Source organism: Calothrix sp. UHCC 0171 (assembly GCF_034931845.1).
Classification (GTDB): domain Bacteria; phylum Cyanobacteriota; class Cyanobacteriia; order Cyanobacteriales; family Nostocaceae; genus Brunnivagina.
In genome coordinates this window covers 197,898-213,736 of sequence record NZ_JAYGHN010000006.1, presented here as the reverse complement: position 1 = coordinate 213,736, position 15,839 = coordinate 197,898, and the positions used below count along the sequence as shown (strand labels likewise).

Sequence of the window (15,839 nt, the reverse complement as noted above, 5' to 3'; positions counted from 1 at the left end):
AACTTTCCCAATCACCTGCCGTTAGTAACCTCTCGAATTCCACGAAAAGACTCTATACGGTCGGTGTACATTGGGGGTGTTATTTCGAGAAAAAGCCGAGTTTTTGGAAGTTGTAAACTACTTGCTGTGAACATCGTTTTTACCCTTGCGGGAATTACTGGGATTGTTGGCATCTTTTTGAGTAGGAATAGGCAAGACAATCTGATTTTTCGTTAATAAAATTAATTAATTCAAGTTTTATATTTAAGGTTTTATATAAAAATGTTAGCAAGGGTTTGGAGTGCATCTATAGTTGGCATTGATGCTGTGAAAGTGGGTGTGGAAGTCGATGTATCGGGTGGTTTACCGGGAATTGTCATTTTAGGTTTACCAGATGCAGCCATTCAAGAATCCAAGGAACGGGTAAGGGCAACTTTGAAAAATGCCGGCTTTGCTTTCCCGATGAAGAAAATTGTGATTAACTTGACTCCTGCTGATTTACGTAAGGAAGGTCCTTGTTTTGATTTACCCATTAGTGTGGGGATTTTGGCGGCTTCTGAACAAATTAATGCTGATTTATTAGGTGATTATTTATTCCTGGGTGAAGTAAGTTTAGATGGTAGTTTGCGTCCGGTTGCGGGTGTGTTACCGATTGCTGCTTCTGCTCAACAAATGGGAATTACTGGTTTGGTTGTGCCTGCTGATAATGCTCAGGAAGCTGCTGTTGTTCAGGGGTTGCAGGTTTATGGGTTTAAGAATCTTTTGGAAGTTGCGGATTTTCTTAATAATCCAGAACGTTACAAACCTGTGCAATTGGAACAAAATCATCTGGAAACTACCAGTGTTGCCCTTTTGCAGGGAGTGGATTTAAAAGATGTCAAAGGACAGGTTCATGGGCGGCGAGCCTTGGAAATAGCTGCTGCTGGCGGGCATAATTTGATTTTTGTCGGTCCTCCCGGAAGTGGAAAAACCATGCTGGCTCGACGTTTGCCGGGAATTTTGCCGCCACTGGCATTTGCTGAGGCTTTGGAGGTGACGCGGATTCATTCGGTGGCGGGTTTGTTGAAAAATCGCGGTACACTAGTACGCGATCGCCCATTTCGTAGTCCTCATCATTCGGCTTCTGGACCTTCTCTAGTGGGTGGTGGTAGTATTCCCCGTCCGGGTGAAATTTCTCTATCGCACCACGGTATTCTGTTTATGGATGAACTCACGGAGTTTAAGCGTGATGTTTTGGAATTTTTACGACAGCCTTTGGAAGATGGTTTTGTGACGATATCACGGACTAAACAATCTGTGACATTTCCAACGCAGTTTACATTAGTTGCCAGTACGAATCCTTGTCCTTGTGGTTATTATGGTGATACTATCCAAGCCTGTACTTGTTCGCCAAGACAGCGTGAGCAATATTGGGCAAAACTTTCGGGTCCATTGATGGATAGAATTGATTTGCAGGTGGCTGTAAATAGGTTGAAGCCTGATGAAATTACTCAGCAACCCAGGGGAGAGGCTTCGGCATATGTGCGGGAGAGGGTAATTAAAGCTAGGGAAATGGCTGCCAAGAGGTTTGAGAATGAACGAAATGTGCGTTGTAATGCTCAAATGCAAAGTCGTCATTTGAATAAGTGGTGTCAGTTAGATGAGGCGAGTAAGAAATTATTAGAAGCTGCCATTAATAAATTAGGGTTATCAGCTAGAGCCAGCGACAGAATCTTAAAAGTTGCAAGAACGATCGCAGATTTGGCTGGAGATGAGGAATTGAAGCCTCATCATGTGGCGGAGGCAATTCAATATCGTACTATTGATAGAATGCAATAAATAAAGTTGGAAAGCGATCGCATCAAGGTATTTTTTACATATTTTGACTTCTGATATCAATTCCGGCTATAAATTCCGGCTAACTAGTTATGATTAATTTTTCTCCCCATCTTCCCATCTCCCCATCTCCCCATCTCCCCAATATTTGGTAGTAATCAATGGTTGTCAAAAATAATCCACCAGTAGTATATGAAGGCGGTTGTCACTGCGGTGCAGTGCGTTTTCGAGTTGAAGTCGAAAAACACAAAGCTGATGATTGCAATTGTTCGATTTGTAGCAAAAAAGGCTTTTTACATTTAATCGTGAAGCAAGATCAGTTTACCCTGCTCAAAGGTGAAGATGTATTAACAACCTATACTTTTAATACTGGCATTGCCCAACATAAATTTTGCAGTGTTTGCGGGATTCACCCTTTTTATATTCCTCGTAGTCATCCAGATGGTATTGATGTCAATGTTATATGTTTAGATGGGGATGCCATTGTTAATTTTGAAATTGTTCCATTTGATGGCAAAAACTGGGAAGCAAATGTCAGCAAATTACAATAATAGTCCCTTAAGTATTCGTGTAAAAATAAATTGAACAAGTAGTGTGGAGAGGAGTTTCCAGGGAGATGTTCTTCACGGAAAACTCCGGAGCCGAAAAGCCCACCTTTGGGAAATAGCAAGCGAGACGCTTGCACTACTCATTTTTACATGATTCCTAAGTCACCATTGTCAGAATGGTAGATAGGGGCACTGTGGCAAAATAATCGCGTTGAAATTGTTCTTCTTTGACTGCGGCTAGAAATTGTTGAAGTGAAGATTCTGCCTGTTCCAAATTTGCTTGATAATCTAAATCTTCAACAAAAACTAAAAAGTGATACTCTTGAGGACTGACTACGCGATCGCTTAACATTGCTTTAATTCCCAAACAACGCAAAGCTTTTAAACCTAAATGTAAAGGTTGATCGCCGATACCTATTTTCTCTCGCAATTGTACACGAGTTACCGCTTGTTTAGTACGTACAAGGTATTTTGCAAACCCAGCTAGATTGAGCCAAATATCCTGTGGTGGTTGATGTTCAGGTTTTTTCCAAGCCAGTGCTAGGGGTTGATTTTGATGACGCGATCGCTTCAGCCAAATCCTAATTTCATCCCAACTTGTGGGAATTTCACGTAGGGGAATTGCTGTAGAAGTGGAAGATATTTCATCCCCGGTAAAATTAGATAAATCAGATAAATATCGCCAATCTAAAGCAGATTTCCTATTTGCAAAGGTGCTATTTTTAAAATCTAAATTCGCTCCATTTTCGATGAGACTCTGGGCGGGACGCACCGCAATTAAACGGATTTCATAGCGTTTTTTAAAACTATTAAAATCAAGTTCGGCAATGCAATCACATTTGCCAATCGGTAACTCATCTTTGTAATGTCCCCACCAAATTCCCGGAAAAGGACTTTTTGTTGATTCATCGCGAATATCAAATTCGGTTTTGATATACTGTATCTTTTTACCTTTGGTATCTTCTTGATTGCGATGCCAAGCATTCTCAAACCAGCAATTTTGAATGAATAATTTTGGTGCTGGATTGCCCATTCCACAAGGTTCCAACAATTTAAATTCTAAAAATAATTCTTTCCCTAAGTCTGCAACTTTCACAGTAATATCCGCTTGTATAGTCGGTACAAGTGATACACCAGCCAATGTCCGGCGTAAACTTTGGTTAATTGCCTGGGTAAAAATCGGAATATTTTCCACTGGCAAACTCAAACCCGCCGCAAATGGATGCCCGCCAAACCTATGCAATAAATGTGCTTGATCTTTTACTAATTGATATAAATCAACCGAATTAATTGAGCGTGCCGAACCACGGGCGAGGGCAGGGGAAGCAGGGATAATTTGATTTTCGATGTCATTTTCTGCTTCTTTGTCTTTCCCTCTCTCCACATCAATTTCGACTTCCGTACTTAAAAGAATTGTGGGTCTTCCTGTCTCCTGAGCTACTTGTCCCGCCACTAAACCTAAAACACCAGGCGACCATTGCGGGTCTGCCAAAACGATCACGCTAGTAGTAGATAAATCGAGTTGGGAAAGCTTGGAATTCACTTGCTGTGAGACATCCTTTTGAAGTGACTTGCGGCGAGAATTTGCGAGTTCGGCTGCTTCTGCCAGTTGTTGAACTAGCTTTTGGTCACGGCTTGTCAGTAATTCCACGCAAAATCTAGCATCGCCTTGGATACGACTGACAGCATTAATTCTTGGTCCTAAACCGAACGAAATATCAGTTGGGCGATCGCCACTTTTTTGGCACAATTCTAATAGTCTTCCTAATCCTGGACGGCGGCGTAATGTTGGTGGTTGTAGAAAGTCTGCTTGTAAGCGTTGAATCCCACGTTGAGCTAGATAACGACAATCCCCACTCAGTTGCACCAAGTCTGCAATTAATCCCACAGCCACTAAATCGAGTAAATCTTCCAGTGGTTGCTGGGGAACATTAGGTAAAGCATTGTAAAGAGCTTCCACAAGCTTGTAAGCTACCGCCACTCCACTCAAATGATACAAAGGATGTTCGTTAGCTAAATAGCGCGGGTTAATGATTGCTGCAACTGGAGGTCTCTCGGATGGTAATGTATGGTGGTCGGTGACAATAACATCAATACCGAGTTGATTAGCATGGATAATTTCATCAATATTAGTGCTACCTGTGTCGCAAGTAACAATTAACTTACATCCTTGTCTCGCTAAACTATCAATTCCCCCCAAATTCAATCCGTGGGATTCCGTCATCCGATTGGGGATGTAATAACTCAACCTTGTATTTTGTGGGAAAAACTGCCCCAAACCATCCCAAAGAACTGATGTTGAAGTGATTCCATCCGCGTCAAAATCTCCCCAAATCACCACTTTTTCGCGATTTGTCCTCGCCGCCTGCAACCTTGCCACCGCTAACTGCATTTCTTGCCCAAATTCAAAAGCACTCGCTGCTTGATATATTTTGGGATTGACAAACGCCTCTAGTTGTGCAGGATTACGAATACCTCGTTGCCATAATAACTGTGCGGCAAAATACCCAGTAGAATTGGGGGTATGGAGTTTCACCGCTTCCAGAAACCATTCTGGAACTTGTTCAGATGCAACTAGATTCCATTGTTGTTCAGGCATGTTGTCGAGTGAGAATTTAGGAAATGCGATCGCTAATTTTTGAGTTGACTCTAAAATTAATAATACACATGTTCGCTGAAAATTTGATTCCCCCCTACTCACTTTCCCCTTTGTCTTTTTCTCTGTCTTCTTCCTCAACAAGTGGATTCAAGACAACTTCATTTGCTGCCGCATCGGGTTTGCCAGCACGTAAATTAGGGTTGCGACGACTGCGTTGAGTGACACGGCGATAACCTGCACGTTCAGCTTTTTGATACTCGTATTCGATTAACCTACCGTAATGTTCATGTTGACTAAGATTCATCGAGAGAAAAACATGTTCGCGGGTATTACCAAAACCCTTACGGTTAAAAAATTTGATTGCCGGGACGTTTGCCGGGTCAGTATCAACTAACATAAACCTAGCACCATCTTCAATCATCCGCGCGATCGCTTTATCGACTAGTTTATCAGCAACGCCTCGACGCTGGTATTTGGGATTGACTCCCAACCATAAGATGTAGCCGTAAGTTAAAGATGCTTTGGTAATAATTGTACCTAAAATAAACCCCGCAAGTTCACCATCAATCTCTGCTACTAAGCAATATTCTGGGTCAGTATTATAAAGTCCAATTACCTCCCACTCGTCCCAAGTTCTGTATAAATACGGATATAATTCATTCGTAAATAACTCTTCTCCCAAGTGGTAAATGGGAGCAATATCATCAATTCCCAACTCGCGGACAAAGACGGCATCATTATCATCAAACTGCATAAAATATTACAGCACTATTTAGACTTACATATTTGTCGCTAAGAGGTTATGTATAAAGTAAACTTTAAGACCAAAGAAACCCGGTTTCTTGGATTTAATTATCGAGCATGATCTGACTTTTTGATGAGAAACCCGGTTTCTCCCTGCACGACTATCTTTAATATTTACTTTATAAATGGTCTCTCTAACGCCAACCAGGTATCTATAAATTAGTTATTTGTGATTAATCAACTTCAAAAACTCACCTCTTCAATCGTAGCAAGGTCGAGGAGATTATTCTCTGTAGCCGAAGAGGAATTATTCAGAGAAGATGCATATGCGCGATCGCATCGTACAGCAAACTGACAAGATTCACAAGCTTGATTCCCTTCAGGTACTTGCGGAAATTCTCCGCCTGCGTAATATTGAGTTAACCATTGGCTAAATTTATTCAATAATTGATTTAATCTCTTTTTTATTTGCTCGTGTTGAGCGGTGCTGTAACTAAACTTAATATTTTTTGGTTTTCCTTCTGGTTGTACAAACCAATAAGTCATGGAAATATTTTCTGGTGCATACTGACTAGTTTCTGCCAAAACATAGAGATAAAGTCGTGTTTGCCAGTTTCTTTCTAAAAAGGTTTGATTTTGTGGTTTGGGATAGGTTTTCCAATCGAGAATTTGCGCTTGATTATTATCTGCTAGTAGTAAATCATAAACCACTGTCAATAAATAATCTTGAACTTGTAAAGTTCGGTACTGTTCACTTTCTCTAAAAATATCTGTATTGGCAAGTTCTAAAATTTCCGGTGCTACCTCAGCAATCCCCATTATCCAAGCTTGTAATTGTGCATCGGCTGACAAGAAATTATCAATTGGTAAACCCATTTCTCGCTGTTGCATTAATAAGTGAAAGCGACTTCCCAAAAGTTGTTTTTCCTCATGTTTTGGGTCTGCGGGAGAATATAATTGTTCTAAATAGGTATGTTGGAATTGACGTGGACATTTTTCTAAAATATTTAATTGTCCTTGTGCAATGCGGATAAGGTAATTTTCATCACTTAGCATATGTCTAGGGTTAATATGTTATTAAAACAAAAACTCATTCTTTTATTTTGTTAAATGAAGATTTTCGGCTAAAGCTTACAATTTGGATAATTGCTGTAATTGCAGAATTTTTACAGCCCGGTAGGTTGTCTCAATGTCGGGTAAAGCAACAGGGGCACGGGCGAAGCCTCCCTTTTCCATCTGACACATCCCCACAAATTGAATTGCTGATTTGAGATCAGGAATTTCCATCTTTAATAGATTACTGGCAAAGATGCCAGCATAGATGATATCTATGTTTGTAGATAAACTATCGACTGTATTAGTGAAACCAGTTTCCTTGACTTGAAGTTGTTCAATAAAGCGTCGAGTATCATTTAATTGCCTCAAGTCATAATCCAATTCTTGTAGAACAGCCAAACTCCAATAGGTTTCCAATAAATTGGGTTTGATGCCAAAACCGCCTTTATGCTTTAGTTGGAGAACAAACTCAAGGATGGGTTGCTTTTCTGGTAAATCTCCCCAAATCTTTTTTGTGCGGATTTTACGTACTAGCCATTGTTGAGTTATACCCATTTCAGTCGAATTACTTTCCTCTGGCAATGTCATCTCAAACCGAGCGATCGCCTGTTTCCACTCGTTCACTGAGTCGGTTACACCGAGCCGATACAGAGTATAAAGGGGAAAATACAAATAATTGAAGGCTGCTGGCGGGATGCTGCCTCTAGGCGAAATATCAAAGTGTTTCTGGGCTTGATTGAGAAGAGAATGTAGGTAATCGCATGTTTGCTGGCGATTGGGCGGCTCTAATCCTAAAATTTGAAATGCAGCAATGGCAAAAAAAGTATCACTAGCATTGGCTTCTTCTAGGTACTCCATTTTGTCAGTGCAGAAACCACCGTTAGCACACTGCTTGCTGTGTAAGTATGCTGCGGCGTTAGCGATCGCAGATTCGATTTGTTGTGTTCTCATCAGATTAGGGATTATCAAGGCTTCTTAAGTTCTGCTAACACAACATCAACTTCTACAGTTGAATTACCGCGAGAGTCTAAAATTTCTCTGGCTGTGATCGATGCGATCGCTGTCATACTTAACCTTTTGGTGTTATGGGGATTATCATCGCCCAAGTGAGGTTTTATTAACCTGAAAATTAGGGGTAAAAATCCATTTTGAGTGCATATTAATATATTTTAAGTTATTCTGCCTACTCAGTTGCCGCAATTATTGAATTCAGGCAAATTACCAATGCGTTTGTAAATTGGTATAGTGCAACTGTAGCTCAGTCTGTGATTGCGATCGCTGTCCTATATCAATATTATTTATTGGGTGGACGAAATTTCGGTAATTCTACTGAAGCAAATGATTTGCGTCCTTTAGGTGGACGGTTGGGATAAATAACTGGCGAAGGTGAGGTTTCATCCTCTGGATTGGGAGGATGGAAGGGAGATTCGCTCACAGGTAAGTCAAGGTGGTTAAGTTGCGAAACTTCTGCCCAATAATCTTGTTCTTCTTCTTGATATTGTTGTTTTTGGGAATTAGGTTCAATCACTATCTCAGGTGTAATTGAGATATCGTTAGTGTCACAATTTTCTAAGGAAGTTGTGTTTGTATCACTGGAATTGTTAGTTTTGTGGAGGTTTAATTGATTTGATTCCAAGTTATTTGCAGCTGTATCCCAAACTGCATCCAAACTGCTTAATTCTTCCTGGGAAATTTCGCCATACTCACCCATATCCAATTTTGACTCCGACTGAGAAGCAAAAAACATTTGAATAACGCTATCAATTTGTTCTTCTATGCTTGGAGAATTAAAATGTGGAGGATTGAAATTGGGAGATTCTAAGTTAGGAGAATCAGAATTGGGAAAAAATGATTCGGGTGTTGTTTCTGTTGTTGGTTGAATTTCCTCCCTGGGATTGGGGAATGCCGGAGATTGAGGCTCAAAGGGAGTTGATAAAATTACCTCTTTGTTATTTTCAACATCCTCATCCACAGATTCTACATCAGCCGACCAAGGTTGAATTGGTTTAGCATTAACAAATAATGACTTAAATTTCCTTAAAAAAGGAGACTCCTGATGATTCCCACCGCTAGCAAAAGCAGTATCATCTTGACTATTATCTATTTCAGTATCCCCTACCGGATTTTCCAAGCATTTTTCTAAAGCTGCTTTGAACTGCAAAGTTTGACGCTGTTGGCGCATTAACCTGGTTCGCAACTCACGACAAGCATTTTCTGATTGGAATAGCTGCTGCGATTGTTCGTTATGGTTGGTTTGCAGCAAAGAGCATTCTCGCTCTAATTGGGCAAGTCGTTGCTGGCTAAATTCTAACTGTGTTTTATAGGTTTCGATTAAAGTTTCTTGACGTTGGACGTTTTGTAAAGAATTTTCTAATTGTTGATAAACTGCTTGAACTTGTTCTTGCACTGCACAGAGTTCTTGCGTTTGCTCTTTGAGCATTGACTCGGTGACTTGATAGCGTTTTTGCTGCAATTGCAAGGATTTTTCCGAGTCTGATAATTTCGATGTTAGTTCTTCCACGCGATCGTACAACTTATCGTTGGCTGTCCGCAATTCATGGTTCAGTGCCAAAAGTTGCTGGAATTCGGCATCAATTAAAGCTAATTTATGACGTTCGGGTTCAGCTACCCAGTCATCTTGTGGCGAAATTTCCGGATTATTGGCAACTACATCATCATTAAATATATCTTCCGATACATTCTCTTCTAAATTATTTTCCTGTGTAACTTCTAATGCATTGATATCGTGAATAGTTTTGCTTTCCCATTCCCCGTTCCCCAAGGTTAATACTGGATTCAATTCTGAATCTCGACATCTAGCCTTGTTGATATTTGGAGATTCTAATTGAGACTGCATTTGAGAATCATCATTTTTACCATGCTCTGGTGTTTCTTGAGAAAATGCCGAAGGTAGTTTGAGAATCTCTTTCGGTGTCTCAGAATTTTGATTGGACAAATTTTGATTTGGTAACACCAACTCAAACGGGCAACTTAAATATTGCGATGTCTGTTGTTGTTCGGCATTCTCAGATAGTGGAGTTTTTTTATCAGCCCCATTATCTGGGGTGTCAGCTTCATTCATCACTCTTCACCCACAAGTTTCAATATGTTATTTCAAGTTGGAAGATTCACACCACTGCTAATTGAACTGGCAACGCCAATAGAAATCCCTGAGGAGGAAATCTATACCATACTCCCATAGACAGAAGTAGTTGCGATCGCCAAGTTCGTCAAAATTACGATTGCACTACATTGATAAAATTTTACCTAGAACACAAGAATCGTGCCTCCAGGTCTGATTAAATTGTTAGCGGTATTTTTTTGCACCGTCACCACTAACCAAGCAACTTATAGAATGTTGTCATTTTTAAGTGTTTAAATCAAGCCAATGGAAAATTTTACCTAGCTCGACTTAGTGGAAATGAAGCAATCGATACTAAGTTATAAATCGTAACTGCAAATTTGTCACTATTTTTTCAGAATTCGGTACTGTCGAAACTACTAAAGATGAGGAGAGCGTCTGTATCCTCTTCTCTACGCTTCTCTATGGCAACCAACGTGGATAATATCCAGATAGTCCCGACAATTGTTCTGGTTTAATCTCGGCTGTGACTGAGGCATCAGCGACGGGTAATAGGGGCATTAACCATAAACTACTGGATGCAACTGCTTCGCCTCCGGATGTCTTGAGGACGTTGTTACTGGGATTAGCAATATTGGATTCTTGGGAGACGATTTGATCGAATAATATACCTAAACCGTCAGGAGCCAAGTTCATTTGTATGTTTCGTTGACCTGCGGGTAAAACTAATAAGGGTTTTTGCTGACCCGATTTCAAGTCTAAAGCAACTAGGTAGGGCTGTTCGATAAATTGCTCCCCTGGCACTATTTGGGTGATTAGACAATAAAGATTAGGGGAGGCTGTATCAAATTGACAACTAAGAATCGAACCGGAAATTTTCAGAAGTTCTTTGTTTACTCCTTGATTTGTTACCAAAAATAGTGACTGAGTAGGATTACTGAAATCACTGTTAAATTTAACCATTGCCGCTTGAGTGCCATCTTGGGAGAAAGCTTGTACCATCCCAAACTGAGGCAAAAAATCTAGAGGTTTGCTGCCATCTTTTTGTAACGTTAAAATCGCAGCACCTTGTCCTTGGACAACAGCAACAGCTTTACTATCTGGGGTAATTAGAAAATCTCCCCCTGGTGGGCTTTCGATGCGAGTCAGTTGTGGTTTTGTACTCTCACTGCCTTGGGGGGCTGGCATAAACCACAATCCAAAGTTACCTGGTTCATCCTTCACACCCCTTTGAATAACAATTGTTTGTCCGTCGGGTGATAGATCAAATTTGAGATTTTGGTAAGTTTTGCCGTCAATTTTATTGTCTAACACTAGATCAACACGACTTGAGGCTTCGGGTTCTTGATCTAGTTGTGTGGGCACTCCTGTGGTGACGCTATAGATTTTGCCTGCCAGGAGGTCTTGAGTCGTTCTGGCACGTGCCGAGAAAAGAATTCTATCCCCTTTTGGATAGGGTTTAAAATCCATTACCAATAAATCTTTAGGAGTGAGGATTGTTTTTTGTTCTTGGGTGAGGTTGTAGAGGACTAATCTGCCTAGTTCTTCACCACTGGTGCCAATATAAACGATAATGCGATCGCGGGTTTTAAAGCTGCCTGTAAATGCTTGTATTGTTTGTTTTTTACCTTGTTTTGCTACAAATTTATCAAGGGCTTTTTCAAGTTTGACTTTATAGCTTGTGCCGTAGGGTGCTGGGGTTAACAATGTATAAACCATCCTTCGTCCAGCCCAGCTAAATTTACCGGCTAATGGTGGTTCTATTTTTAAGTTACTTTCAACACTTTTAATATCCATTGGACGGCTGAAGGTGAGGCTAAATGATGTATCATTAGCCCCAATTTTTTGATTTTGCCAGCTAAAATTGCGGACACTAGCCCTAACTGCATCACTTTGAGCAACAAGTATCCCAATGAGCAAGGTAAGTACAAGAATAAATGCGATCGCAACTCGGTCTAGTGGTAGTAATCGGTTTTTTTTCTTAGCCATATTGTAAATTTGGACATTGGGTATAGGGAGAATTTATTATCTTTATCCCTTCATCCCACGTGAATTTAAGAACTATAGGGATTCTTGGGCTGGGGAATTTCTTTGAGTGAAGTTGCTTCGATGGTGAGGTGGCGTTTGCCGGCGATGGTGTCGGTAATCATTTTGCCTTCCACCTCAAACCATTTGTCGGGTTGGTACTTATCGCGATTTTCGTTGAGTTTGACTGGTAAGCCGATGGGGTATGCATCTGCTGCACAACAAGTAATCACAAATCTTGATAACATGAAATATTTTTCCCCCATCTCTTTGGGGTACAAAACAAAACCCTGAACTTTCACTTTTTGTCCCGCATGTTTGTCGGGTTCGGGATAGACATTGATAGTACGTACCCAGTCTACAAGGGTTCTATCTTCGGGACGAATCGAAGCCCGAAAAGATTGAGGTTGCGATCGCGTTGGTCCCAATAATTCAGTTACACTGAGATTCATGGCGCTTTGGCTGGCAAAGACTTGCGGTGTAATTAAAAATCCCAGTAATGCTGTAAATATGAGTAAGGAACTACTCCATCCGGGGGGGAAAATTGTCATGTGTTGAGCCGATGGAGAATCTTCAATTATCCTTTGCCGTTTTGATAATTCTTTCGTTTTAAATCCTGCAACTAATAACAACCCAATACCGGCAAGAATCACCAACCAAAAATAATCGGGGTGAATCAATAAATTTAATTTGCCAGTCGCCCAATACTTCAACAGTAAAATGCCCCAAGCTGCAATTGCGAGGACATCAAGCCAATGCAAGATTTTGGGATTTTTATAATTTTTTTTAGCTGGCGTGGGAGTCATTGGTGGAAGAAATTAGGAATTATTTAAGTTTACAAGACGTACAAATTCAGAAATAGAGTCAATAAAAATGTTAATTGTCCTGCCAGCATAAACAAATAGAATAAAGCTCGTGGCTTGAAAATCGATAGCATCAAACCAATACTTTTAATATCCACCATTGGTCCCAATACTAAAAATGCTAGTAGTGAGCCACTGGTAAAAGCTGAAGCAAAAGACAGGGCAAAAAAGGAATCAACAGTCGAACAAATCGACACAACTACTGCCAGTATCAACATTGCCACAATTGAACTAACCGAACCAGCACCCAGACTTAAAATTAAATCACGGGGTGCTAGCACTTGTATGGCAGCTGCAATTGCACTACCTAACACCATAACTGCGCCTAATTCGCGTAATTCTTGAATGATGTTATCTATGATTAAGCGGAATTTATCTGACATTGGTTTATCCGCCATTGGTAGCGTCGCTGTCGCATTCATTGTCTCAATGCGGGTAATTTGGCTTCCAGGCTTTCCACCTAGCCAATAACTACCAGACTGCAACAAAGTTGAACCATTGGTTTGGATTTGAGTTTTGCCACCCATCCCACTACGACGTTTTGATTCCGGGGGTGTCGGTGGGTTAAATTTGAGATATCGGGCGATCGCAGGCTGAACAATTGGTGTTAAATCTTTTTGAAAACTAAATATAAAGCCAACTACTGTGGCAATAATCAGCGAAAATACTACACGTAACACGACGATTTCTGGTTGGTCGCGAAAAGCTGTCCAAGTTGACCAAATCACGATTGGATTAATCGTTGGTGCAGCTAACAAAAAACCGATGGCGACTGGTGTGGGCACTCCTTGCATCAGCAAACGTCTTGCTACTGGAACATTTCCGCATTCACATACAGGAAATAAAAAGCCTACCAAACTACCGACAAATGCCCCCAATAACGGGTTTTTTGGCATTTTTTCCACCAGTTTCCGTTCATCAACCAAAAACAGCAGCACACTGGAGAATAAAACCCCTAGCAGCAAAAACGGTATCGCCTCGACTAACAGACTGAGAAATATGGTAAAACCATTATTCAGTTGACTCATGGGCGTTGCCATTGAAAAAGTGATGTTAATTTTTAAGGTTATGCCAAGTCATTCTATCGGAATGGGGATCAAAAGCAAGTAGAAGATTTGTCGAATTCTCAATTCCGAATATTAAGATTAACAAAATTCCCCAATTTTGGGAATTTAAGTCTCCCTCACTAGCCACATCGACATTCCACCCCAGCAATTTTGCGGGAATAAAACTTTCCGAGTCAATCTCAACCCATCAATATAACCCTTTGTGTCAGGGATGGATTATGTCCTAGATATCTACTTTCTGGGTATGACAATGATGAATTATTGTCATTCCTCTCCTCCAACATTTACAGCCTTCCAATCGCATTATCAGTCAATACCTAAATTAACAATACTCATAGTTTCAGTAATTCAGTTGATTGCAAAGCCTAATTCTACGCAATTTCATCAAGGATTTACCAAGTTTTCATGATTTATCAATTTTTGTCTGCATTCCTACGGTTATCAATGTTAGCAAAAATGACAAAGCAATGAAGAAAGCTAAGGAGAAAGGGAAAATATTTTGGTACTCTCTAATCCCGAAAATCCCGATTTTCCACATACCAATTCCTCAAAAACTGAAATAGGCTGGAAGTGTTAACTTTACGGTTAGCAAATTTTACCTAGTAGTCTGCAATTAGAACAACTCAGGGTTTCCAGTGCAACAAAATTTTATATCCAAGATTTCAAAAATATCAAAACCACTTTTATCCGAAGGTAATAAATGCGACCTTTGTGTAGAGTCTACGCTTCAGGAATTGCCGCTATACACTTTTGAATTGGAAATAAGTTGCACTGGTGCAGAAGTGGCAAAAGTCTTTGAGCAGTATCCACTTTTACCTGGAGTAATATTGCTGGAAGAAGGTAAATATATGGGAATGCTTTCCAGAAAGCAATTATTAGAGTTTTTGATTCGTCCATTTGGGAAAGAGTTATTTTTTGAACAATCTCTAAGCATTCTCTATAGTTATGCTCGTACTCAAATATTATTATTACCTGCAACAACATCAATTCTATCAGCAATGCAAATGTCGCTGAGACGTTCCCCCGAATTTATTGCTGAACCAATTGTTGTCAAGATTTCACCTGACACATACAGATTACTGGAGGTACATGAGTTAACTATTGCATCGTGGCAAATTCGCGGAATTGAGACGCAGGTACGTTACGAACGTAGTCAAGCGCAAATGATGCAGAATGAAAAAATGGCAAGCTTGGGAAGATTAGTTGATGGAGTTGCTCACGAAATTCTCGATCCGGTCAATTTTATTTGGGGTAACTTAACTCATTTGTCTAACTACAGTCAAGATTTGATGAGGTTAGTGACTGCTTATACACAAGAATTTCCCGATACTTCGGAAAATATTAATGCTTTGAAAGCAGATATTGAATTTGATTTTTTAGATCAAGATTTAAACAAGTCGCTAGCAAGTATTCGTACTGGTGCCGAACGATTAAAAAAATTAGTAATTAGTTTACAAAATTTTTGTCACATTGACACTATTCACCCTAAACCAGTTGATTTACATGCTTGTATTGATAGTATTGTGTTGCTAATTAATAGTCGGATTAAAGGAGAAATAATTATTACTAAAAATTATGGTTATTTACCTCCCGTATATTGCTTTATGGGACAAATGAATCAAGCTTTGATGAACATTTTAAGTCGCGCTATTGATGCTTTAATTGATGACGCAATTAGGCAGCATTATCGAATTGATGATGTATCTGACGAGAAAAAGCCTCAGATTGAAATTACAACCGAAGTAATTACACAATTATCTACTGAGATGGTTGATTCTCGTTGGGTTTCGATTAAGATTAAAGATAATGGTTCAGGTATTTCTCAAGAACAGAAGCAGCAAATTATGCAATCATTTGCTACAAAAAAAAGAACAGATAAAGAAACCAGCTTAGAGTCTACATATAGAATTATTACAGCCAGACATGGTGGTCAATTAAATTTGCGATCGCAATTAGGAAAAGGTACTGAATTCGAGATTTTATTACCTTTAGTTTAGTAGCTATGCAGAGGAAATAAGGAAATTTACAGTAAGTTTTTGTCTACTTTTGTAGATTATTGTG

At 39.9% G+C, this 15,839-nt stretch carries 11 protein-coding genes; 3 read left to right on the top strand and 8 right to left on the bottom strand.

Features of this window, described 5'->3' with window-relative positions:
- The first annotated feature begins 261 nt into the window (after window positions 1-261).
- Together VB733_RS07400 and VB733_RS07395 are read left to right on the top strand one after the other, a co-directional pair.
- A complete protein-coding gene (locus tag VB733_RS07400) occupies window positions 262-1,797 on the top strand; it encodes a YifB family Mg chelatase-like AAA ATPase (RefSeq protein WP_323339433.1) in 1,536 nt (511 codons plus the stop codon).
- Window positions 1,798-1,955: 158 nt separating this feature from the next.
- Entirely contained in the window at window positions 1,956-2,345 is a 390-nt protein-coding gene (locus VB733_RS07395) for a GFA family protein (protein ID WP_323339432.1), read from the top strand.
- A 154-nt stretch (window positions 2,346-2,499) separates the two neighbouring features.
- On the opposite strand, the gene VB733_RS07390 is transcribed toward VB733_RS07395, so the two are convergent.
- From VB733_RS07390 to VB733_RS07355, 8 genes are all read right to left on the bottom strand, one after another.
- Window positions 2,500-4,941 carry a single-stranded-DNA-specific exonuclease RecJ gene (locus VB733_RS07390; protein ID WP_323339431.1) on the bottom strand — a complete coding sequence of 814 codons (2,442 nt, stop codon included), beginning with the start codon at window positions 4,939-4,941 and terminating at the stop codon, window positions 2,500-2,502.
- Window positions 4,942-5,035: 94 nt separating this feature from the next.
- Complete coding sequence (locus VB733_RS07385) at window positions 5,036-5,695, bottom strand: GNAT family N-acetyltransferase (protein WP_323339430.1); 660 nt, start codon at window positions 5,693-5,695, stop codon at window positions 5,036-5,038.
- Between the two features lie 233 nt (window positions 5,696-5,928).
- Complete coding sequence (locus tag VB733_RS07380; protein ID WP_323339429.1) at window positions 5,929-6,741, bottom strand: PD-(D/E)XK nuclease family protein; 813 nt, start codon at window positions 6,739-6,741, stop codon at window positions 5,929-5,931.
- Between the two features lie 75 nt (window positions 6,742-6,816).
- Window positions 6,817-7,692, bottom strand: a complete 876-nt coding sequence (locus VB733_RS07375) for a prenyltransferase/squalene oxidase repeat-containing protein (protein ID WP_323339428.1) — start codon at window positions 7,690-7,692, stop codon at window positions 6,817-6,819.
- 343 nt (window positions 7,693-8,035) lie between these two features.
- The gene (locus tag VB733_RS07370) at window positions 8,036-9,823 is read right to left on the bottom strand and encodes a hypothetical protein (RefSeq protein WP_323339427.1); all 1,788 of its coding nucleotides are present in this window, start codon (window positions 9,821-9,823) and stop codon (window positions 8,036-8,038) included.
- Between the two features lie 462 nt (window positions 9,824-10,285).
- Window positions 10,286-11,812 (bottom strand): Ig-like domain-containing protein, encoded by a 1,527-nt coding sequence (locus VB733_RS07365; protein WP_323339426.1) that lies wholly within the window; start codon window positions 11,810-11,812, stop codon window positions 10,286-10,288.
- Window positions 11,813-11,877: 65 nt separating this feature from the next.
- Window positions 11,878-12,654 carry a TIGR03943 family putative permease subunit gene (locus VB733_RS07360; protein ID WP_323339425.1) on the bottom strand — a complete coding sequence of 259 codons (777 nt, stop codon included), beginning with the start codon at window positions 12,652-12,654 and terminating at the stop codon, window positions 11,878-11,880.
- 29 nt (window positions 12,655-12,683) lie between these two features.
- Window positions 12,684-13,739: a permease gene (locus tag VB733_RS07355; RefSeq protein WP_323339445.1), complete on the bottom strand. Its 1,056-nt coding sequence runs from the start codon at window positions 13,737-13,739 to the stop codon at window positions 12,684-12,686.
- Window positions 13,740-14,413: 674 nt separating this feature from the next.
- Between VB733_RS07355 and VB733_RS07350 the strand changes: the two genes are divergently transcribed.
- Window positions 14,414-15,775, top strand: a complete 1,362-nt coding sequence (locus VB733_RS07350) for a sensor histidine kinase (protein WP_416336299.1) — start codon at window positions 14,414-14,416, stop codon at window positions 15,773-15,775.
- Window positions 15,776-15,839 lie beyond the last annotated feature (64 nt).